The sequence below is a fragment of the Pseudanabaena sp. FACHB-2040 genome (assembly GCF_014696715.1).
Classification (GTDB): domain Bacteria; phylum Cyanobacteriota; class Cyanobacteriia; order Phormidesmidales; family Phormidesmidaceae; genus JACVSF01.
In genome coordinates this window covers 649,259-670,808 of record NZ_JACJQO010000005.1, presented here as the reverse complement: position 1 = coordinate 670,808, position 21,550 = coordinate 649,259, and the positions used below count along the sequence as shown (strand labels likewise).

Below are 21,550 nucleotides of genomic sequence, written 5' to 3'. Positions count from 1 at the left end.
GTAAAACCGTTCACATGGTTTCAAATAATATTCATATTGGCGATGCCATTGGCAACTTTATTCTTTACTTTTACGATCTGCTACAGAGAAATAAAGTGCCCTGCCGCCTTTACTATTCTGGAGCCTATAGCCCGGAGCTAGAGGGGAAGGTTTATCCAATTTCTGAGCTGTATCAAGAGATAGAACCTACAGATCTTCTTATCGTCAACTTCTCTATTTTTTTGCCAGAGCTGGAGGCGCTATCGCAGCTTAGCTGCTACAAGACGGCTATTTTTTACGGCATTACGCCGCCCAAGTTTCTAGAGGCATATCAGCCCGAACTAGCCGATCACTGCTTGAAGGGGTATCAGCAGGGGCACTTGTTAGATGCCTTTGATCAGTATGGCGCAATCTCTGAATCGGCAGCGAGAGCGCTGCAAAAAATTGTTCGCAAGCCCCTCAAGCTAGAGGAAATTCAGATTATTCCACCGCTGGTGGATTTTCAGAAGTGGAGTGTGGTGGAAGCGGAAGCGATCGCAGATTTGAGTTGCGATCGCTTCCTGCTCTACGTAGGCAGAGTCGTACCTCACAAACGAGTGGAAGATCTAATTAAGCTCTTTGCTGCCTACTCTAAACTGGATGAAGCAGCCCATCTAGTTGTTATTGGCTCGACCGACTTTGCTGTGTACAAAGACTTTCTAGATCGCATTCTTGCCGCAGATTATCCGTTTCTAAAAGACAAAATTCACTTCTTGGGCATGATTAGCGATGGTCAGCTCAAAACTGCCTATCAGTCTGCTAGCGCTCTAGTGATGATGAGTGAGCATGAGGGCTTTTGCATTCCCCTGGTAGAGGCAATGCATTTTCGGGTACCCGTTTTCGCCTATGGTCAAGAGGCCGTTCGTGAGACATTGGGACGATCGGGCAAAGTTTTCTATGAGAAGGCGTTTGATAGCCTGGCCCAGGATGTGTACGAGGTCTTGTCAGATCCTCAAAAGCAGCAGCTGATTTTGAACCGGCAGACTCAACGCCTGCAGGCAATGCAGGCTGACGCCAACGGTTCAGCCATCTGGAAATTTTTAGAAGCGCCCCTGGTATTTGAAGATGAATATCCTGTTTAATACCTATCCTGTTGCCTTTGACTGTCCGGGAGGCGGCGAGATTCAACTCCTGAAGTCAAAAGAGGCGCTGGAGGCTCTGGGGGAAAACGTGATTCCCTACGACCCTTGGCAGCCTCAGTTTGATCAGGCCCAAGCCGTCCATTTCTTTTCGGTCATGGGCGGATCGTCTGTGTTTTGCAACTATGTCAAGCACAATCGCCAGCTGCCGCTGGCGATTTCCCCCATTCTCTGGATCACCAAAGAGACTTACGGAGCGGGCCTGTACCCAGTGGATGAAATTCGGCATTTGCTGCACTTGGCCGACGTACTGCTGCCCAACTCTCAAATTGAGGCGGTGAATCTGGCTCAGGTGTTTGGGGTGCCGATAGAGAAGTTTCATCCGGTGGTAAACGGGATCGACAACTTTTTCTTTCAGGAAGGCATTTCGCCAGACCTGTTTCGTCAGAAATTTGGCATTGAGGGGCCGTTTTTGCTGAATGTCGGCAATATTGAGCCGCGCAAAAACCAGCGGCGTCTGGTGCAGGCGGTGCGAGATCTGGGCATCGATCTGGTGGTGCTGGGCAATATTCGTGATCGAGACTACTTCAATCGCTGCCTGGAGGAAAGCCAGGGGTGTATGAAGTATCTTGGGTATGTTCCTCACCGGAGTGAGCTGCTGCTGTCTGCCTATTACGCCTGTGAGCTGTTTGTTCTGCCGAGCACTCTGGAAACGCCGGGGCTATCTGCCCTAGAGGCCGCAGCGGCGGGGGCCAAGATTGTGCTGACCGAGGAGGGCTGCACGCGCGAATATTTTGGTGACTTTGTGGAGTATGTTGATCCGATGTCGGTGGAGAGCATTCGAGCGGGGGTTGAGGCTCAGCTTGGGGCGGCTCGGCCGGTTGGCTTGAAGGAGCACGTCGCGACCCATTACACTTGGCGGCGGGCGGCGGAGCAGCTGCAAGAAGCCTATTCGCGAATTGTCTAGGGGAGAGTCCAAAAATGAGCAAGGCTCTAATTAGTTATGTGCTCTACCCGCTGGTAGAGCGGCAGCAAAAGCGCAACATTTTGCCAAAGCTGGCTCAGCTTAGGGCGTTCTCGGCGCTCTCGCGGGAGGCGCGATCGCAAGCCATTCAGCAGCGCCTAGCCGAGATGGTAGCCGCTGCTGCTGCAACAGTGCCCTACTACCGCGACCTGTTCCAAGCGATTGGCTTTGACCCGGAGCGGCTGGCTAAAGATAGCGCCTACTTCCAAGACATTCCCTACTTGACCAAAGACATCATCCGCGAGCAGGGAGAGCGGCTGCTGAGCGAGAGCTGCGATCGCACTGGGCTCCACGTCCGTAAAACAGGCGGATCCACCGGCCCCTCCACCCTGATTTATTACGATGACGAGGCCCTTGACTGGACGGCTGCTGCCAACCTGTTTGTGCTGGAGTGGACCGGCAAAAAGCGCTACACCAAGGAAGCCCACTTTTCCTCAGAGTTTCCGGAGGAGATTCCCTGGCGCGATCGCCTCCGTGAATCGATTAAGTGCATCACCCTAAACCGGGTCAACATTCGCACTGCTGATTTCGATGATGCTTCTCTAGAGAACATTTTGCGACAGCTTCAGCGAACCCGGCCCTACAGCGTGCAGGGGCACCCTTCTACTCTCTACACCCTGGCCCTTTACGCCAAGCGCCACTTTGCGACCCCTCAATCCCTGTTTAAAGTCTTTGAGTCCACGGGCGAAGTTTTGGATGGCAAGCAGCGAGATGCGATCGCAGACGTGTTCAAGTGCCAGATTTTTGATCGCTATGGCAATGCTGAGTTTGGCGTCGTAGCCCACTCTGAATTTCCCCAGTCGAGCCACCTCAAAGTTCTAGACTTCATGGTCTGGAGCGAAGCCGTAGCTGCCGACACCCAAAACGAGATCGTCTTTACTGGGTTGAGGAACGCCGCCATGCCGCTGCTGCGCTATAAAACCGGCGACTTGGGCGATCTGGTGCGGGTCGATGGTGAGTTTTACATCACCAATATTGCCGGTCGCATTCACGATATGGTGCGGCTGGGCAATCGCCAGTACCCGACCCACTACCTGCAGGATTTGCTGGATCGGTTGGGGGGTATTGATGAGTTTCAGCTAGAGCAGGTAGGCCCAGAGCGTTGCCTGCTACGGCTCGTGCTGGCCCCCCATGCCGATCCAGAGCAGATTCAGCAGCGAGTCACGGCCTGGTGGGGAGAGCACGTCGCGCTTGAATTCGTCACCTTCAACGACCTAAAGCGGGTGGGCTGGCGCTCTAAGTTCCGCCATTTGGTGAATACGCCTGTAGCAGAAGAGCTAGGGTCTTAAACGGCCTTTTGAATTGCTGTGAGCCGGATTGCTGTGAAACGACAGAAGTTTTTGCAGCACTGCCCTCCGAGCGATCCTGCTTGGGCGGTGGGGAACAGCCGTCTTCTGGTATAAGTGGTGTGGACATCTTTCGGGTTTGGGGCTGCCAAGATTGGGATGAAAGTTACACCGACAGAGATTCCTGAAGTGCTGATTTTGGAGCCGCAGGTGTTTGGCGATCATCGCGGCTTTTTTATGGAGAGTTTTAGCCTGCGGGTTTTTCGCGACAAAACCGGCCTGAATATAGACTTTGTACAGGACAATCACTCCGCTTCAGGGGCCCACATCCTCAGAGGGCTGCACTATCAGATTCAGCAACCTCAGGGCAAGCTGCTGCGGGCGGTGGTGGGCGAAGTGTTTGATGTGGCCGTTGATTTGAGGCAGTCTTCCCCTACCTTTGGGCAGTGGGTCGGTGTCTTGCTCAGCGCTGAAAACAAGCGCCAGCTCTGGATTCCCCCCGGATTTGCCCACGGTTTTTTGGTGACTTCTGAGCGGGCCGAAGTTTTGTATAAAACTACGGCTTACTATGCTCCCGAATTTGATCGCACGCTGCTCTGGAACGATCCAGACGTGGGGATAGTCTGGCCTCTTGGCGAGGCAGAGCCTATTCTGTCTGCTAAGGATGAGGCAGGCGTTTGCCTGAAGGATGCAGAGGTGTACGCCTGATGAGAATTGTGCTGCTGGGCAGTCAGGGGCAGGTGGGGCAAGAGCTACAGCGAACGCTGGCCCGCCAGGGTGAATTGGTTTGCCTGTCTCGCCAAGAGCTAGATTTGACGCACTTAGATCATCTGGTTGAGACGGTGAGCAGCCTGCAGCCACAGGTAGTGGTCAATGCAGCAGCCTACACCGCTGTTGACAAAGCCGAAACCGAGCCGGAGCTAGCCCATTGCATTAATGGAACAGTCCCCGGTCTGCTGGCTGAGGCCGCAAAACAGTGCGGGGCTGCAATGATTCACCTCTCCACCGACTACGTGTTTAACGGAACCAAAAACACGCCTTACGAGGAAACCGACACAACGGCTCCCCTCGGCATCTACGGTCACTCTAAGCGAACCGGGGAAGTGGCTGTTTTGCAGGCCACTGACCGAGCGATTGTGCTGCGAACAGCTTGGGTTTATGGGGCGGCTCCCTCAGCTAAAAATTTCGTTAAGACCATGCTGCGGGTAGGGCCTGAGCGGGGCCTGGTAAGGGTAGTGGTAGATCAGGTGGGCGCACCGACCTGGGCCTACGATATTGCGGCTACGGTGAGTGATTTGCTGGCTCCGGTGCAGTCTGGTCAGGGCGGGCTCTACCACTTTGCTAGCAGCGGGGTGGCGAGCTGGTTTGACTTTGCGATCGCAATCTTTGAAGAGGCTCAAACGCTGGGGCTGATCGAAACCCTGCCCGAGGTTGTGCCCATTCCAACCTCGGAGTACCCTCTACCGGCCCAGCGACCTGCCTACTCGGTGCTCTCCTCACAAAAGATCTCGCAGCTACTTGGGCGCAGACCCCCCTACTGGCGAGCGAGCCTGCGGAAAATGCTGGCTGAGCTGGCCGCACCGCCTTAAGGAACCGGCAGTAATGGGGTTTGAATGTACGGTTGAAATTTAAGCCATGACCCACTGGGCTGAGGAAGCATGACGATGAAAGCGCTAATCCTTTCCGGAGGAAAGGGAACCCGTCTGAGGCCCATCACCTATACCGGCGCGAAGCAGCTGGTGCCGGTGATGAACAAGCCCATCCTGTGGTACGGAATTGAAAATATTGTGGCGGCGGGCATCACCGAAATCGGTATCGTGATTAGCCCAGAGACCGGCGACGAGATTAAGGTTCGTACAGGCGACGGCAGCCGTTTTGGAGCCCGCATTACCTATATTTTGCAAGATACTCCCAGCGGCTTGGCCCATGCCGTTAAGGTAGCCCGGCCCTTTCTGCAAGACTCGCCTTTCGTGATGTATCTGGGCGACAACCTAATTCAAGACAGCCTCGATCTGTTTGTCTATTCCTTTGAGAGCGAGTGCCTGGATGCCTCAATTTTGCTGAAGCGAGTCACCGATCCACGGGCCTTTGGCGTTGCTAAGCTGGCAGCAGATGGCCGGGTGCTAGAGCTGGTAGAAAAGCCTCAGGTGCCTCCTTCCGACCTGGCGCTAGTGGGCGTTTACCTGTTTTCCCCAGCTATCCATGCCGCAATTGATCGAATTCAGCCTTCCCCTCGGGGGGAACTGGAGATTACCGATGCCATCCAGCGGCTAATTAGTGATGGCAAGGTGGTTAAGGCTAGCGAACTGTCGGGCTGGTGGCTCGATACCGGCAAAAAAGACGACCTGCTAGAGGCCAACCGAATTTTGCTCGATACCTGTCTACAGACGACTACGCTCAAAGTGGAGGGGCGTGACAGCCAGATCAGTGGTCGGGTGCAGATTGGCTCTGGCACCACAATCATCAAATCTGTGATTCGAGGGCCGGTGGTGATCGGCCGCAACTGTCACATCGAGAACTGCTTTATCGGCCCCTACAGCAGTATTTCTGACTCAGTTACGCTGATTGAGACAGAAGTCGATCACAGCGTTATTTTAGGCGGAGCGCGGATTGAGGGCATTCCCCACCGCATTGTAGACAGCGTGATTGGTCAGCGCGTCCACCTGAAAACGACGCCTCAAAGACCTAAGGCCTTGCGGTTTTTGGTCGGTGACGACTCGCAGATTGAGCTGGTTTAGAGGCTGTTCAAAGCTTTGGTGTAGACGGTTTGGTGTAGACGGTGAGGAGATAAGCAGTTGACAGAACTTTCTTTAAAGCGGCTGCTGGTGACTGGCGGTTCGGGCTTTATTGGCTCTAACTTTGTGCGGCACTGGGCCCAACAGCGACCGGGCGAAAAGATTTGGGTGCTAGATGCCCTGACCTACGCGGGCAATGCCAAAACCCTAGCCGATTTGGTTGAGACTGGGGCGGTGGAGCTAGTGAAGGGGGATATTTGCGATCGCACCCTCGTTACCACCCTGCTGCAGGATCATGCGATCGACGCTGTGGTTCACTTCGCTGCCGAGTCCCACGTGGATCGCTCTATCCTCGGACCCGAGGCCTTTGTGCAGACCAACGTCGTTGGCACCTTCACCCTGCTCGAAGCCTTTCGCCAGTATTGGCAGGCTCAGGGGCAGCCGTCACAGTTTCGCTTTTTGCATGTCTCTACCGACGAGGTGTACGGCAGCCTAGGGCCAGAAGACCCGGCCTTTTCAGAAACCACGCCCTATGCTCCCAACAGCCCCTACTCAGCTTCTAAGGCGGGCAGCGACCACCTGGCCCGTGCCTACTTCCACACCTACGGCCTGCCCACCCTGATTACCAACTGCTCCAACAACTACGGCCCCTACCACTTCCCTGAAAAGCTCATTCCCCTGATGTGCGTCAACATGCTGCTGGGCAAGCCTCTGCCCGTCTACGGTGACGGCCAGAACATCCGGGATTGGCTGTATGTGGAAGATCACTGCCGCGCCATCGACAGAGTGCTGCACCAGGCCCAGCCAGGCGAAACCTACAATATCGGGGGCCAAGCCGAGGTCAAAAACATTGACCTGGTTCATACCCTGTGCGACCTGATGGATGAACTGGCAGAGGATCTGCCGGTACGCCCCTGCCGCGACCTGATCACCTTCGTCAAGGATCGGCCTGGTCACGACCGTCGCTACGCGATGGACATTACCAAGATCCAGACTCAGCTCGGCTGGTCGCCCAGTGTGACGCTAGAGCAAGGGCTGCGGCAGACTGTTCAGTGGTATCTAACTCACCGCGACTGGTGGATGCCGCTGCTGTCGGCCGAGTATCAGAGCTACTACCGCAAGATTTACGGCTGATCTAACGTCGGCGTGCCATCATTTCGCGGGCGCGCACCTTAAAGGCTTCGATTTCCTCCGGTGTGGCCTGGGTGGTCTTCCAGGCGGGTCGCTCCATCAGTCGAGCCGTCCAGGCTTGCAGGCCCGGATAGTCGGCCAGGGGCAGCGCCAGCTCGTCGAACCAAGGCGTGATAATGCCTAAAACAATGTCGGCCAGCGTCAGCTGTTCGCCGCCGAAGAAGGTCTGATCTCCCAGCTTTGACTCAAAGAATTTTAGGGAGACGGCAACCTGCTGCTTAGCCTTGTCCAGTTCTTCCGGTGACGCTTCGCCAAACCCCATAAACTGGCGGGTGAGTGGGCCAAGAGCGGTCGTCAGCTCATTTAGCACAACCATCTGCACCATGCGGACTTTTGCGATCGCATTTGCCTCTTTTGGCAGCAGTGCCGGAGTCGGATACTTCGCTTCCAGGTAATCCAATATGGCGAAGGACTCGATCACTGTAGTCTCATCGTCCACCAGCACCGGAATGTGGTGAAACGGGTTCATTGCCAGGAACTCTGGCTGGTACTGCTCGCCCCCGGTAAGGTTGACCTTCACCAGATCAAAGGACAGACCCTTTTCCAACAGGGTTACCCAGACTCGGCGGGAATTAAGCGAAATGGGTGTGTGGTACAGCGTGATCATCGGGGCTCTCTTGAATGCTGGCTACCAGAATGCCACGAAACCATCCCCGCCGATCAGGCTTTGATAACCCGTTGAGTCAGCCCCAATCCTGCCGTTGCTACCAGAAAGAGCGCCGCCGTAGTCAGTGGTTCGGGAACCGGTTCAGCGGGGGTGAAGTTGCCGCTGGTGATCAAGATCTCATTGCGGGAGTTGCCGCCCGGCGCAATTTGAATCTGCCCTTTCAGCGTCCAACCATCTAGCAGACTGTCTCCTGTGAGGTAGAGCTTTTCCAGAGTCGTGCCTGCAATATCGCCAATGCTGCCCCTCAAACTTTGCCCATCCACCTCGGAAATAGAAAGCAGGGCCTTTTGCTTGGCGATCACGCGGATAGCGTTGCCCACCAGCCAGTCAGCGCTGTAAGACAGGCTAGTCGTCCCAACAGTGACGCTAACTAGAGATCCAGGGGCCCAAGTCATCTCAAAAGGCTGCAGCGCCCCCCAAGCAAAATCCGCCTCGTTAAAGCTGCCGACAACGCTAGTCTGAGTGCCCACCCCCAGCTCCCAGGTAGTTGGGCTGCCGCCCCGGCCTTCAAAACCATACTCCCCCGGAGCCACAGGCACTAGAGGTCTAAAGGTACCGCCGTCTCCTGGCTGCACAAAGCTCAGGGTAGCCGCTGGTGCTGCCTGAGCCGAGAGTGTAATTGCTGCGGCTGCGATCGCAAAACCCGAAAAAACACGTTTAAGCACCAGCGCTGAGGAATGTGACATGTGCCGTTAAAGAGGGGGCTATTGCCTTAAGATAGCCGGACTGAGGAGGCAGGGAAAGCACCTGTTTTTTAATTTAATTTTCCAGACAGAGAGCAGGAAGTTAGGCGTAGCCACACGTCAAGCAAGTCTTGAGAAATTGGGGAAGAGAAGTAAACGTCTCTGCCTAGACCTGCCCCTACCGCATTTGCTCCCCACCTTCCCCACCCTCCCCATCTCCCCCACCATCCCCATCTCCCCCACCCCCCATTCTCAGGCATCATAAAAAAGACACATCCCAGGAAAGCAGTGTGACCACAGGTAAGGTGTATCTGGTAGGAGCAGGGCCAGGGGATCTGGCCTATCTCACCTTGAGGGGGTATCAAGTGCTGGGGCAAGCCGAGGCGCTGGTGCACGATGCGCTAGTGAATAGCGACTGGTTGGCGCTGCTGCCGCCAACGTGTGAGCAGTTTGATGTAGGCAAACGGGGCGGCCAACCCAGCCCACCGCAGACTGAGATCGATCGGCTGCTGGTGGATCTGTGCCAGCAGGGGCGGCAGGTGGTGCGGCTGAAAAGTGGCGACCCTTTTATCTTTGGACGCACGACTTCAGAGATTCAGGCGCTCAAGGGGGCGGGGTGTGCCTTTGAAGTGGTACCGGGCCTTTCCTCGGCGCTGGCTGCGCCGCTGTTAGCTGGAATTCCGCTGACCGATTCGGTGTGGGGGCACGGATTTTCGGTAGTCACAGCTCACGATATGGATTTGCTGGACTGGCGGGCCTTAGCTCAGATACAGACGGTGGTTGTGCTGATGGGGGCGCGTAATTTAGGTGCGATCGCAGCTCGACTGCGCGCTAGCGGCAAGCGGCCCGAAACTCCAGTAGCGGTGATTCGTTGGGCTGGTCAGCCTCAGCAGCAGGTTTGGCAGGGCACGCTGCTCAATATTGACCAGGTGACGAAAGGGGAAAAGCTATCGCCCTGCGTGATTGTGATTGGAGAAGTGGTAGGATTGCGTCCGTATTTAATGGGAAGTGAGCGGCCAGCATTAACCATGTCTGAACTGGGAAGCCTCGCTAATACCGTTCCCCCGGCTGCAGCCCCAGCAATGCCTTTAACTGGCAAAACCATCTTGGTCACGCGCTCACTCGGGCAGTCGAGCCAGTTCACCAAGCTGCTGCAGGCTCAAGGAGCCCAGGTGGTGGAGATGCCTGCCCTGGAGATTTGCCCCCCTTCTAGTTGGGCAGAGTTGGATGATGCGATCGCACATCTCTCCCGCTTTAACTGGCTGATCCTAACTTCGGCTAACGGGGTGAACTATTTTCTAGAGCGACTGCTGGCGGCTGGAAAGGATGTGCGATCGCTCGCCGGGATCAAAATTGCTGTGGTGGGCAAAAAAACGGCAGCGGTATTGGGGCAGTGGGGGCTAGCGCCGGACTTTGTGCCCCCAGACTTTGTGGCCGATGCGCTGGTGGAGCATTTTCCGGAGCCGGTAGACGGGCTGAAAGTGCTTTTTCCCCGCGTCGAGAGCGGCAGCCGGGAAGTGCTGATCGAAGAACTCACGGCTGCGGGGGCACAGGTGGTGGCAGTAGCAGCCTATGAGTCGGGCTGCCCCCGCGAACTGGATCCGCAAGCCATCGCCGCGCTACAGTCTGGTTCGGTAGACGTGGTCACCTTTGCCAGCTCTAAGACGGTGCGGCACTTTAGCGCCCTAGTAGAGCAGGGGTTAGGCCCCGATTGGCTGAGCTTCCTGGCAGAGGTTGCCATTGCCTCGATTGGGCCACAAACTTCAATCACCTGTCAGGAATTGCTAGGACGGGTAGACATCGAAGCGGCAGAGTATACCCTAGACGGCCTGACTGAGGCGATCAGCACATGGGCAGGCAGCGGATCATCGGTCTGACCGGCGGCATTGCCACCGGCAAATCTACGGTATCTCAGTATTTGCAGTCGCAGCACTCAATTCCGGTGCTCGATGCCGACCACTATGCTCGGCAGGCGGTAGAACTAGGGTCGCCAATTTTGGGTGCGATCGCACATCGCTATGGCCCGACCATTCTGCAGCCTGAGGGCAGTTTGAACCGGGCGCGCCTGGGGGAGATTGTTTTCAACGACACGGCAGAAAAGCGCTGGCTAGAGCAGCAGATCCACCCCTTTGTGCGACAGCAGTTTACCGAGGCAATGGCAGCGCTGACAGAGTTGCCCATTGTGGTGCAGTCCATTCCCCTGCTGTTTGAAGCTAACTTGACTGATCAGGTAAGCGAGATTTGGGTGGTTGCTTGCAGCGAAACTCAGCAGCAGCAGCGATTAATGGCGCGCAATCGGCTCACCGCTGACCAGGCCCAGGCCCGTATCCGTAGCCAAATGCCGCTAGCCGAGAAGATAGCTCAGGCTGATGTGGTGCTAGACAACTCAGCCGACCTCAACGCTCTCTTCCAGCAGGTGGATTGGGCTTTGCAGCAGGCTCCATAGCGCGGCGGCAGTTGGAGAGGGGGCAGGCTGCTCGTAAAGCGCGGCATTTTCTGGGGTAGGGCTGCCTTTCTCTAGCCAAAGTAAGCTGACTGCTGTGCGGGCTGGCAAATCTCCCAAAGCTCCCTGCTGATTGGAAACTTCAATCACACTCAAAACTTGGTTTTCTTCCCTCAGCCAGTGCCGTAGCCGGACGGCGTTGTCGTGGTGCCACAGGTCAGGCGGCAGCAAAAACGCCCCAATCCCTCCAGGGCGCAGGAGCTGCTGGCTGCGCTCTAGCAGCAGTCTGGCCTGACTGAGCCGCATTTGGGAATGGTTAGGGGGGGGTTGGGCAGCGTTGCGAAATGGCTCAGCTCGACGAAAATAGTCGCTGAGAAGGGTAAACTGCCCGCAGTAGTCTCGCCAGGCGGTAGCTAGAGCCGCATCGATGCTGAGGAGCTCTTTGCGATGGTGGCGAAAGGCTTCTAGTGGGATGCCCTTGCGCTCAAAGAGATCTTGAAAAGCCGTAAAAAAGCCTTCCGCTGTGCTCTGCACCCCACTCCACGGCGGGTGGCACAGCACTATGTCAAAGCCGCCTTGCTCCAGCAGCTGATGGACATGAAAGCCCCAGTGAAAAGGCTGCAGCGCTTCTATATCGGCCAGTGTCAATAGCCGCCGCTGCTGCCGACCCTGACTATCACTCTGCCGGTAGCGAATGCCGAGCTGCTGACTAAACTCGCTCAGCAGCAGCTGGTTGAGCTCGTCTTGGACAGTGCGGTTAAGTTCTAGCAGGCGGTCGCGCAGAAACTCTGCCTGCACATAGCCGGGAATGCCGTTTACCTCCGAGAGCAGGTGGGTCTGATCTCGGTAGTGCTCCAGCCAGATCTGCCGCTCGGCTAAGGTGCTGCGGTAGTTTTCCGCCAGTAGGGGCTGCAGCAGGTTGCCTTGGAGGGCCAGGTCGGCTTCCGTTTCTGGCTGCTCGGCTGCGGCTTTGTCCTCCACTTGGTCAAACCGCTCGGAGTCTACTTTGATAAGGCCAATTAGAGAATTGCCCTGCAAAACGGTGAGAGCCAAATCCGGTAGGCCCTGCAGCTCCTGCACTTGCTTGACCTGTTGCACCAGCTGCAGAAAAATCTGCAGACGGGCCAGCTCTAGCGCCTGAGCCGACAGCTCAACGCCCAAAAACGACCGATTTAGGAGCCGTCGCTGTAGGGCCAGGGTCAGAGAAGATTCCGGCTCCAACTTCAGCCAATCAGGCAGGCTAATGCCAGAAGTCGTTTTTAGAATGGCGGCCAGTGCTGCCCCTGTCTGGGTTAAAAACTGCAGTGCCCTTGCCAGGTAGCGACCCGAACCACAGGCTGGATCTAAAATTGTCAGGCTGGGCATCTGCTCTAGGAGAACCCGCGCATTCGGGGCGGCCATTGCCATCAGCAGATCGTCTAAAGACGGTGGGGGGATGGCTGCAAAAGGCTGGCTCTGCTGCAGCAGGCAGCGCTCTAGGGTGCGATCGCACAGCGCCCTCAGCATCGGCTCGGGCGTAATCAGGGGCAGATCGCCCGGCTGATTTACAAATCGCTCAAAGAGGGGGCCGAGCAGATCCAAAATTTGGTCGGGCGCGGCGGATTCTGCCAGATCGCCCAACCAGGTCAGCGCAGCTTCAAAGGCAACATCGGCAATCTGAATTTGGTCATACTGTTGCTCTAGTGGATGGGGCTGAAATGGCCCGGTGGGCAAAAAGGGCACTTCCCCCAGCTCCTGCACCAGCAGAGGACGCTCTTGAGACGGCAGAATGAACCCTTGAAACCAGAGAGGCTGCAAAAACTCGCTGAAAAACTGGTTGGCTCCTCGCTGCTGGCTCTGGCCAAACCGATTGTGTAGGTACCACTCATCTCCCTGGTCAAGCCAGCCCTGGCGCTGCTGCTGCGCTAAGGCTAAAAGGCGACAGAGCACAACCAGGGCATAGTGCTTGCGATCGCAAATCCGGCCAATCCCGGTAATGCCGCTATAGATCTGCTCTAGGCTGGCCTGAAATGCCTGAAAGTGAGCCTGCACATCCCCAAACTGCTCGCTGCCATCACTCAAGGCCGTCAGCAGGTGGCTGTGTAGTTGCTCCGGATCCTCTGAGATTTGCGGGTGCAGGCGGGCCAGCCGACTCGCCCAGCCCTTATCCACCTGACCGCGAATGTAGATCTGACTATGCAAATACTCCGCGGGTTCAGCCGATCCTGGCCACATCCAAAGACTGCGCTGGCCAGATGCCTCCAAAAAGATCAGCAGCAGGTGAGAAACTTCTGCCGCAATGGCCCAATAGACTTGCTGCCGCAGATCGGGGTCTAAATCCCAGGGCCTGTTTAGGGAAACTTCAACGACCGTGTAGTGCGATCGCTGGGCAATGGCCCGCCAGCTCAAGCCAGAGAGCACACCATCTTTAGATTCTGTAGCTAACAGAGCCGGACTCACCCCAACAGCAGCCCAGCCCAATACCTCCCTAAACAGGGCCGTAAACTCAAACCGCTCCAGTCGAGACTGAACCTGTTGAGTCAGCGTATTCATAGGGCTAGGAAGACTGCTGCTTTACAGCCAGGGCGTATGTCCTAAAGCGGTTTAGGTCAGCCTGTAGCTCTCCCTCCACTACCCTGCCCAAAAAGAGATTGTCCATCCACTTGACAATGGCAGGCACATCGTAAGAGACCGTTAGCTTAACGGTGGTGCTGCCTTTGCGGTCGTAAAACCGGATAGCGCCTCGGTTGGGCAGCCCATCGACCGACTCCCACTGAATAATCTGCTCTGGCACCAGGTTTGTAATGCGAGACAGCCAGGTAAACTCAAGCCCTCGTGTGGCCAGCTTCCAGCGAGACAGCTCGGGGTTTTCTGGCAAGACAGTGACCGAGTCAATCCACTTCATCCAGCGGGGCATTTGCTCTAGATCAGACCAAAGCCCCCAAGCCATCTCCACCGGGACATCCACATCAACCAATACACTGTGATCGAGCCAATCACTCATGGGGGTGTTCCAAAATTGCCTGGGCAGCCCGACGGCCAGAAAGTGTTGCCCCTTCCATACTATCGATGTAGTCCTGCTGGGTGTAGCTGCCCGCTAGGAAAAAGTTAGAGATAGGGGTCGCCTGATCAGGGCGGTAGGGCTCCACACCTGGGGCTTCTCGATAGAGGGACTGGGCCAGCTTGACTACACCAGACCAGGTTAGATTTAGCTCCCGCGAGGAGGGGAACAGGTCATGCACCTGCTTGAGAACATGCTGAACAATTTCTTCATTGCTCTGCTTAATGAAGGGATCGCCGGGAGTCAGCACCAGCTGCATCAGCGAACCCTGACCTTCGCGGTAGTAGTCGCTAGGGCTAGTTAGAGCCAGGTCGGCAAAGCAGGAGAAGTCGGCATCGGGGGTATAGAGCAAATTATCTAAACCCACCGCTCTCTGCAGCTGTTGACGGGCCTCGGAGTCGTTTAGTTCCGTGACCCAGCCGTCAAAGCGGAGCTGCACCGTGGCAACAGGCACCGCCTCTAGCTTGAAGATATTGTCGAACTGGGGCCACTTGCGCCAGTCATCGGGAATCAGCCGCTTAATGCCGGGGACGTCGCAGGCACAGACGTAGGCATCGGCAGTGATAGTTTCTTCGCTCTCTCCGTTGGCAATCACCAAGCCCGTCACTTGGATCTGATCGCCTTCGCCCTCAAATAAAACCTGCCGTACGCCCCTGCGGGTATGAATCTGAGCCCCCCGCTCGGTCAGGTAGTTAACAATGGGCTGGTGCAGGTAAGTATCGGGTGAACCTTCCAGCATTCGCAGCACCGAAGCCTCGGTGCGAGCGGCAAAAAACTGGAAGATGGTGAGCATGCAGCGAGCTGAGATGTTTTCGGTGTCAATGAAGCCGAGGGCATAGGCGATCGGGTTCCACATGCGCTTGAGGCTGCCGTTGGAGCCGCCCTGCTTGCGAAACCAGTCGGCAAAGCTGATGTGATCGAGGGATCGAATGTTTCTCATTGCCCCTTCAAAGTCAACCAAACCGCGCACGATGGGGCTGGTGGCAAGTGCGATCGCATTTTGCAGCTTGTCCTGCACCGTAAGTTGGGTGGTAGTAAAAAAAGCCTTCAGCCCGTTAAAGGGAGCCCCAGTAATAAAGCGAAAGTCCAAGGCTCCAGTTTGCCCGCCTCGGTTGACAAAGGTGTGGGTGTGTTCCTTGAGCAGCAGGTGATCAAAGGCCCCTACCTTCTTCATCACCTCAAACAGGTTGTAGTAGCAGCCAAAGAAGACGTGCAGCCCCATCTCGACATGGTTGCCGTCTTTATCGATCCAACTGCCGACCTTGCCGCCAACAAAAGAACGAGACTCAAAAATCTCAACCTCGTGGCCCGCATCTACCAGCTCTAGGGCGGTAACCATTCCAGCCAGCCCCGCACCGACAATCGCAACTCGCATTCGCCGCCGTATCCTTAGATTTGCTTTACATATATTAATTCTTTGCGGGGGTTTGAGGCTACGACCTCTTGCCCTAGCGGTCTAGTTCCCAGTCTAGGGCGTACTGCAACTGCAGCGGCGGTAGCCCCAGCGCCTCAGAGGTTTGAGCAGTGGTTTCAAAGAAGGCGTATATATCCTTAATCTGAGGCTTGCCCTTAGAGGTGCCGGTCACGCCACCCGCAATCACCACGCCGCAGGCTCCGTTATGCTCCTGCTGCCACTGCTGCCAGTGCTTGAGAATTCGCTTGTCGGTCAATTCTGAAGGCTGGTACTCGGCAAACAGGTGAAACTCGCCGTCGCCGCTCTGCAGCAGCCCCAATTCGTAGCTCTCCCCGCTGATCAGGTCGCGACCCTGGTTAAAGCAAACCGCCTTAATGCCCCCAGCCTGCTGCAAATCCTGGATCAGGATTTGAGCTTTGGGTCGGGTTGTCTGAATGAGCACGACGGGCAGACCGATTGGAGCAGCCTGGGGTTCGATCAGGGCCTGGTAGTAAACGACCGGACTGTGCCGCAAGTGCTGGACCCATTCTAGAGAAAACTGCATCAGCAGAATCAGCGACCCTTCCGGCACAAAATCATCTCGCAAGACCGGAAAGCCTGACCCTAGCCCAACCTGATCAGAAAATGCCTGGCTCGTTTGCTCCATCAGCTCATCGGCCACCTCCGGCAGGGTTTTTACCGTTATCGAAATGGTTTTGCGGCCAGGGTCGTCCGCTGGGTTAGGAATGCGGTAGCGAGCCTGCAGGGCTGGAAAAGGGGGGCCTTCTAAGCTGTCATAGTGCTTTACAAAAAAACGGTTCAAGGCTTCTAGGGCCACCACTAGCGTCGCGCCCTCCTCTTCTACCAGAGTGGTTCGCAGTCCTTCCAAAGGATGCAGGCTGCCAAACTCTGGGTTGATGGCCTCGGGTGAATCTTGCAGCCAGTCTAGACCGGGCAGGGGGTTGCGCGGTCTAGTTGGGCCTTCAATCAGCTCAAAGTTGAGGTAAAGGCAATCTTGCTCAAGAAAAGCCTCCTGCATTTGCTTGGGCGACTGGTCCCCCACCAAGACGCGCTGCCGAAACTGTTTCAGTGACTCCAGAGAGCGGTACATCAGCAGGCCGTATTCTACCCCCGCCATGCCGAGGACCGATACGTAAAGGGTGTCAATGTCCCAGGTATTGAGTTCAACGGCTAAAATCTGCTGCTCGTTGAGAATGTTCCAGGGGGCGGCCTCCCACATATCAAAGGCTTTTTCGACCAGGGTGCTGGCGTAGCGCTCTGGAAGTTCGGCCTCGTGGGGTTCTGAGCCCTGCTGCAGTGTCTCAAACAGCTCATCAATCAGGGGCAGTTCGGGCACGTAGTCAACGGCAATATCAAGATCCTGGAGTACGCCCCGCAGGTAAAACTGGATCTGTCGGTCCCGTACCACGATTTTTTGGGGTCGGGCTGGGCTCTGAGGCCCCTGGGGGTTTTCCATAGCCTGCAGAAAGGCCCGTACCAGAGGTTCAGGGCCGCTGTCAGAGGGCACAACAGAGAGCGATCGCACCGTTCCCTGCGTGCCGTCTACCCAAATAATGCAGTCGCTGTGGCTAGATCCGGCATCATTTCCCTCGTCTATGCTGTCGGCTACATAGTCGCTAATTTCACGTCGGTCAGCCTCCCAGACGCTGGGGATTTTAGGGATTTGTTTGAGGCGTTGGAGGATGATGCGGCTCAGCGTACTCATGGGCAGCGACGATCTCTTAACGTTCAGAAACAGAGAATGGCGGATTTTGGCAAGCAGTTCGCGAACAGTCTAACAAGGGGTCGATAAATCGGGGCAGCCGCCTAGATGTCAAGCGCAGAGCACGATTTTTAGAGAAGTAGGATTTAAAGCATGACACTTCTGGGGGACAGATGGAGCAAGGTGAGATGGCCTCCTAGGGAAGGGTTTAGCCAGGACATAGGGCAATTTAATGGTTCTAGGGATCTCCCTAGCTCTTGGGATAGAACGACGCTCTAAGGGGTGAGCTAAACTGGGAATACCGTATTCAATGATGTTGGTGGCAAGCTGCCCAAAATACCAGGGGATTGAAGGATTTTGTAATTCAGCAGCCGTTGCACCTGTGGATGAAGTTTTTGAAGGGCATGTAGGTTCTCATGACACAGACAGCTGAACAACAAAAAGGCATTTTGATGACCGAGGCGGCGCTCCAGCACGTCAAGGCACTGCAAGCCCAGCAGGGTGACCAGGCGCTTTGTCTGCGGGTAGGTGTGCGTCAGGGGGGCTGCTCCGGCATGTCTTACACAATGGACTTTGAAGACGCCAGCAATATTACTGAGCAGGATGAAGTCTACGACTACGATGGCTTTAGAGTGGTGTGCGACCCTAAGAGCCTGCTCTATGTCTATGGCATGATGCTTGACTACAGCAACGCCCTCATCGGCGGCGGCTTCCAGTTCACCAATCCCAACGCGGCCCAGACTTGTGGCTGTGGGAAGTCGTTTGGAGCCTAGGAAAGCTGGGGGAGCGTGCGTTGGAGCATTTCCTTTCTCCTACCTTCTCTATTTTCTCCAGCAGGGCTAACGTTAAGATAATCTCCTAAGCAGACCTGGACCATTGCGTCTGGGTCTGTTGTACTGTTGTAGACCTTACAGAATTTTCGTTCCTACCATGACTCAGACCGTTGAGACCCTGTTTGATACGGGGATTGAGCGTTACAAGGCAGGTGAATCCCCTGAGGTGCTGATTCCGGTCTTTAAGGAAGTGTGCGATCGCGCACCTAAGAGTAGTCCAGCCTGGACCTGTCTGGCCTGGCTATATCTGTTAGAGGGCAAGGCCAGCTCTGCTCTCAAGGCGGCTCAAAGGGCGGTCAAGCTCAATCCTCAAGATCCGCAGGCGCGGGTCAACCTGGCGACTGCTATGCTCGACTCAGGCAAAGCCGGGGTGCGCGAGCACATTGAAGTGGCTGGGCAGGTCATGATGGCAGTGCCTGAACTAAAGGAAGAGGTGCAGCAGAGCATTCAAGATGGCCTTAGCCGCAGGCCCGAATGGCCCTCTCTAATCCGTGTTCAGAACTGGCTGTTTGGAGCCTAATGCGGCTCTTGAACCCGAGGATGGCCCCGACCAGAAGCCTCTAAAGCCATACAAATCAGTCCTATTAGAAGCCCTGCAAAGCTAAGCTTTGCAGGGCTTTTGTGCGATTAAAGCTAGAGATGGGCTGACTAACAGCTCACTTCATGCCCCTATGAATCGTTATTAACCCGTTACAGAGCCTCTCATAAGGCGGTTGGCTGGGTCTTTATTTCGGCTTGAAGGCGGCAGAAGTGCGATCGCAAGGGGTCAAAGAAGTAGCTCTTGTACGGCCTCAAGCAGCACTGCCGTTTTCTTCAAAAGCCAAAATAGCTGACACCGACATTAAGGGACAAGGCTCACTAAGAGTCTTCCTATAGGCTCTCATAAATCTATCGAAGGGTAGAGAGAAGATGTTTGAGGAGGAACCTGAACAAAAGTATTACTTCAAGCTTTTTAGCTACCTATGAAATCCTTAAGCCTGCAAAAGCATCTAGTTATTCGTCGTTTGTGGTTCTTTCAAGGTTGATCCCTGCTAAGTTTTTGTAGTTAGCAATTATACCTATGCCTAGAGATGGAGCCGATAGATGAGCAAGAATTTTCTGTAAATAAATTTGAATGTAAACTTTCCCTTGACTGTGGAATGAAAATGCGATTGACCCGCTCAAGGACGCAATTTCAATACTTGCTCCCCTTAAAAGGGGCTTCATTACAGAATGCAACGGTGGCTCGCTGCAACATTCAATTAAATAACTTAATGAAATTCCCAGAAAGCCAATGATAAGATTTGGTCAATCCGGAGATAAGAAATTCTTTTCCTTTGCTGGTCGTTGTTCTTGGAGTTAATGGTCATGGTTAGACGTTCTGTAGAAGTAAAGCCTGAAACCCGCAACCATAAGGGTTTTTTCGTTCAAGATGCCGCCTACGAATTGGTCAGCATTGAGCAGACCGGATGGGCCCTGATCTGCATCGATGAAGCCGTTTGTCACTACGTTGACCCGGATAATCTTTTGGTGCCAATTGGGGAAGGGCATGAAATGGAGTGATATTTATCTCTCCCCGGCGAGTAATTCTCAGATTACTTAACCTGGCAAAATTTAACTTCTAAAGTATGGCTGTTCTAAAACGGACAGCCATACTTTTTGGTGAACGAGGAAAATTCTGCAAACAGCGGGGCAGCGCTATTTCGCTTTGTCCCCCGTTGGCTAAGAATGGTTGAAGGAGGATGACCGTATGAAAGAACAGATCTCACGCTGGATTGGCTGGATTTTAGTCGCTGATTTATTTGTTGTACTGGCTGCCTTTGGTTGGTTTATGGCAGCAGTATTGGGCCAGAGCATGAACCTCAATTTGGGGCTAGACCTGTGGTACAGCCTCTGGAATCCGCTGATTTTACCGGCTATTAGTGTATTGATGGCAGGCGCGATCGCAAGTGGTGTGATGAGCTGGATTACCAAAAAGCTCAGCGCCAAAGATGCTGGAGTTTAAGCCTGTTGGCCTTACCACAGCCGCTGGGTGCGGCTATACCAGCGCAGCAGCACTCGCGCCAGTCGGTGGGGGTCGTGGCGGACCGTGTGGATCTCGCTTTCCAGCATGACGTTGGCAGCAATAATGCGGCGGCCCGACTCAACAATGGCTTCTCGGTCTAGCTCCACCGGAATAGCGCCTTCACGGGCGTAGCGCTCTTGAGCTGAGACTGAGGCCGGTTCTCGCTGCACCAGCACCGCATCAAATAGGTAGCGGCCACAAGCTCGATCGATGGCCCGAATGTGGTCAGAAACCTTATATCCGTCGGTCTCTCCCGGCTCAGTCATGATGTTGCAAACATAGATGCGGGGCACCTGGCGGCTTGCGATCGCTTCGACTATCTCAGGCACCAGCAGGTTTGGAATAATGCTGGTATACAGGCTGCCAGGGCCAATCACGATGTAGTCTGCTTCTTCAATTGCCTTGACAGCGTTGGGCAGCGCCGGTGGGTTGGCTGGCAAACAGCCGATAGTGACAATCCGGCCTCGGGCTTCGGCGATTTTGGACTCCCCAACAATCCTGCGACCGTCGCTCAGTTCTGCCCAGAGCTGGACATCAGTGAGCGTTGCGGGGAGCACCTGCCCCCGCACCGCCAGCACTTTAGAGCTGGCCTCCACGGCCTGCTCCAGGTTGCCCGTAATTTCATTCATGGCCGTTAGAAACAGATTGCCAAAGCTGTGGCCCACCAGACCACTCCCGGCCTTAAAACGGTACTGAAACAGCTCCGTCAGCAGTTTCTCCTCATCGGCTAGAGCCGCTAAACAGTTGCGGATATCCCCCGGTGGCAAGACCCCAATCTCGCGCCGCAGCCGCCCCGACGAGCCCCCGTCATCGGCTACAGTGACAATGGCCGTAATGTTAGAGCTAAACTGCTTTAGGCCCCGCAGCAGATTAGAGAGCCCAGTGCCGCCCCCCAACACCACAATTTTGGGGCCTCTAGAGAGCCGTCGCTGGTTCAACAGCACATCGAGCAGTTCCTCCTCCTGCCCCGGCATCAGCACATCGGTGATCACCCCCAGGGTGCGAGTTTGACCCCAAAGAATAATTAACACCCCAGTCAAGATTGCTAGAGGCCCACTGATATAGCTGGGAAAGAACCTCGTGATCAGCCGCAGCACTGAGCCCACTAGCTGCCCCGTGTAAAACACCGGGGTTAGCTTCAGCCAGACCAACATCCCAAAGCCCACCAACAAAACGCCAGCGACACTGAGAAACAGCCACCGTTTCACGAGCAGACCGGGCGCTAACCAGCCCATCCAACGGTTAATGCGGCGCGACGACGCTAACCAGCTCCGGTCTCGGTCTAATTGACGGAAGAACTTAATAATCACAGCGTTGAGCGGCTTAAGCAACATTGCATAGGGCAGTAAAAACGCGGCAAGATAGTAGCGTCCCTAAGACAGACGCTTCGA

Annotated in this window: 20 protein-coding genes; 13 read left to right on the top strand and 7 right to left on the bottom strand. The window is 55.3% G+C overall.

What is annotated here, in order from left to right; genetic code table 11:
• The first annotated feature begins 14 nt into the window (after positions 1-14).
• From H6G13_RS06765 to rfbB, 7 genes are all read left to right on the top strand, one after another.
• Positions 15-1,100, top strand: a complete 1,086-nt coding sequence (locus tag H6G13_RS06765) for a glycosyltransferase (RefSeq protein WP_190482387.1) — start codon at positions 15-17, stop codon at positions 1,098-1,100.
• On the top strand, positions 1,084-2,064 hold the full coding sequence (locus H6G13_RS06760) for a glycosyltransferase (protein WP_190482386.1): 981 nt from the start codon (positions 1,084-1,086) through the stop codon (positions 2,062-2,064). The genes H6G13_RS06765 and H6G13_RS06760 overlap by 17 nt, the downstream gene beginning before the upstream one ends.
• Before the next feature lie 14 nt (positions 2,065-2,078).
• Positions 2,079-3,410 carry a phenylacetate--CoA ligase family protein gene (locus H6G13_RS06755; protein ID WP_190482385.1) on the top strand — a complete coding sequence of 444 codons (1,332 nt, stop codon included), beginning with the start codon at positions 2,079-2,081 and terminating at the stop codon, positions 3,408-3,410.
• Between the two features lie 156 nt (positions 3,411-3,566).
• Positions 3,567-4,115: a dTDP-4-dehydrorhamnose 3,5-epimerase gene (rfbC, locus tag H6G13_RS06750; RefSeq protein WP_190482384.1), complete on the top strand. Its 549-nt coding sequence runs from the start codon at positions 3,567-3,569 to the stop codon at positions 4,113-4,115.
• On the top strand, positions 4,115-4,996 hold the full coding sequence (gene rfbD / locus H6G13_RS06745; RefSeq protein ID WP_190482383.1) for a dTDP-4-dehydrorhamnose reductase: 882 nt from the start codon (positions 4,115-4,117) through the stop codon (positions 4,994-4,996). Before rfbC ends, rfbD begins: the two co-directional genes overlap by 1 nt.
• Positions 4,997-5,071: 75 nt before the next feature.
• Complete coding sequence (locus H6G13_RS06740; RefSeq protein WP_190482382.1) at positions 5,072-6,145, top strand: glucose-1-phosphate thymidylyltransferase; 1,074 nt, start codon at positions 5,072-5,074, stop codon at positions 6,143-6,145.
• Between the two features lie 57 nt (positions 6,146-6,202).
• Positions 6,203-7,276: a dTDP-glucose 4,6-dehydratase gene (gene rfbB / locus H6G13_RS06735; RefSeq protein WP_190482381.1), complete on the top strand. Its 1,074-nt coding sequence runs from the start codon at positions 6,203-6,205 to the stop codon at positions 7,274-7,276.
• A gap of 1 nt (position 7,277) precedes the next feature.
• Here rfbB and H6G13_RS06730 read toward each other — a convergent pair whose 3' ends face one another.
• Positions 7,278-7,940, bottom strand: coding sequence for a glutathione S-transferase family protein (locus H6G13_RS06730; protein ID WP_190482380.1), 663 nt, complete (start codon positions 7,938-7,940; stop codon positions 7,278-7,280).
• Positions 7,941-7,993: 53 nt separating this feature from the next.
• On the bottom strand, positions 7,994-8,686 hold the full coding sequence (locus H6G13_RS06725; protein ID WP_190482379.1) for a hypothetical protein: 693 nt from the start codon (positions 8,684-8,686) through the stop codon (positions 7,994-7,996).
• A 287-nt stretch (positions 8,687-8,973) separates the two neighbouring features.
• On the opposite strand from H6G13_RS06725, the gene cobA reads away from it, so the two are divergent.
• Positions 8,974-10,560 carry a uroporphyrinogen-III C-methyltransferase gene (cobA, locus tag H6G13_RS06720; RefSeq protein WP_190482378.1) on the top strand — a complete coding sequence of 529 codons (1,587 nt, stop codon included), beginning with the start codon at positions 8,974-8,976 and terminating at the stop codon, positions 10,558-10,560.
• Positions 10,533-11,129, top strand: a complete 597-nt coding sequence (gene coaE, locus H6G13_RS06715) for a dephospho-CoA kinase (RefSeq protein WP_190482377.1) — start codon at positions 10,533-10,535, stop codon at positions 11,127-11,129. Before cobA ends, coaE begins: the two co-directional genes overlap by 28 nt.
• Here coaE and H6G13_RS06710 read toward each other — a convergent pair.
• The 4 genes from H6G13_RS06710 to H6G13_RS06695 all read right to left on the bottom strand — a co-directional run bounded on the left by H6G13_RS06710 (position 11,070) and on the right by H6G13_RS06695 (position 17,285).
• A complete protein-coding gene (locus H6G13_RS06710; protein WP_190482376.1) occupies positions 11,070-13,658 on the bottom strand; it encodes a DNA methyltransferase in 2,589 nt (862 codons plus the stop codon). The two genes, coaE and H6G13_RS06710, sit on opposite strands and share 60 nt — an antisense overlap.
• Before the next feature lie 4 nt (positions 13,659-13,662).
• Positions 13,663-14,109, bottom strand: coding sequence for an SRPBCC family protein (locus tag H6G13_RS06705; RefSeq protein ID WP_190482375.1), 447 nt, complete (start codon positions 14,107-14,109; stop codon positions 13,663-13,665).
• Positions 14,102-15,541: a 9,9'-di-cis-zeta-carotene desaturase gene (gene zds / locus H6G13_RS06700; protein WP_190482374.1), complete on the bottom strand. Its 1,440-nt coding sequence runs from the start codon at positions 15,539-15,541 to the stop codon at positions 14,102-14,104. Before zds ends, H6G13_RS06705 begins: the two co-directional genes overlap by 8 nt.
• 73 nt (positions 15,542-15,614) lie before the next feature.
• Positions 15,615-17,285 (bottom strand): hypothetical protein, encoded by a 1,671-nt coding sequence (locus H6G13_RS06695; RefSeq protein ID WP_190482373.1) that lies wholly within the window; start codon positions 17,283-17,285, stop codon positions 15,615-15,617.
• 413 nt (positions 17,286-17,698) lie between these two features.
• Here H6G13_RS06695 and H6G13_RS06690 point away from each other — a divergent pair, with 413 nt between their 5' ends.
• The 4 genes from H6G13_RS06690 (at position 17,699) to H6G13_RS06675 (ending at position 20,099) form a co-directional block, all read left to right on the top strand.
• Positions 17,699-18,055 carry an iron-sulfur cluster assembly accessory protein gene (locus H6G13_RS06690; RefSeq protein WP_190482372.1) on the top strand — a complete coding sequence of 119 codons (357 nt, stop codon included), beginning with the start codon at positions 17,699-17,701 and terminating at the stop codon, positions 18,053-18,055.
• 157 nt (positions 18,056-18,212) lie between these two features.
• Entirely contained in the window at positions 18,213-18,635 is a 423-nt protein-coding gene (locus H6G13_RS06685; protein ID WP_190482371.1) for a tetratricopeptide repeat protein, read from the top strand.
• A gap of 827 nt (positions 18,636-19,462) precedes the next feature.
• On the top strand, positions 19,463-19,657 hold the full coding sequence (locus H6G13_RS06680; protein WP_190482370.1) for a hypothetical protein: 195 nt from the start codon (positions 19,463-19,465) through the stop codon (positions 19,655-19,657).
• Positions 19,658-19,844: 187 nt separating this feature from the next.
• Positions 19,845-20,099 (top strand): hypothetical protein, encoded by a 255-nt coding sequence (locus H6G13_RS06675; protein WP_190482369.1) that lies wholly within the window; start codon positions 19,845-19,847, stop codon positions 20,097-20,099.
• An 11-nt stretch (positions 20,100-20,110) separates the two neighbouring features.
• On the opposite strand, the gene H6G13_RS06670 is transcribed toward H6G13_RS06675, so the two are convergent.
• The gene (locus tag H6G13_RS06670; protein WP_242028217.1) at positions 20,111-21,394 is read right to left on the bottom strand and encodes a gluconeogenesis factor YvcK family protein; all 1,284 of its coding nucleotides are present in this window, start codon (positions 21,392-21,394) and stop codon (positions 20,111-20,113) included.
• Positions 21,395-21,550: the final 156 nt, after the last annotated feature.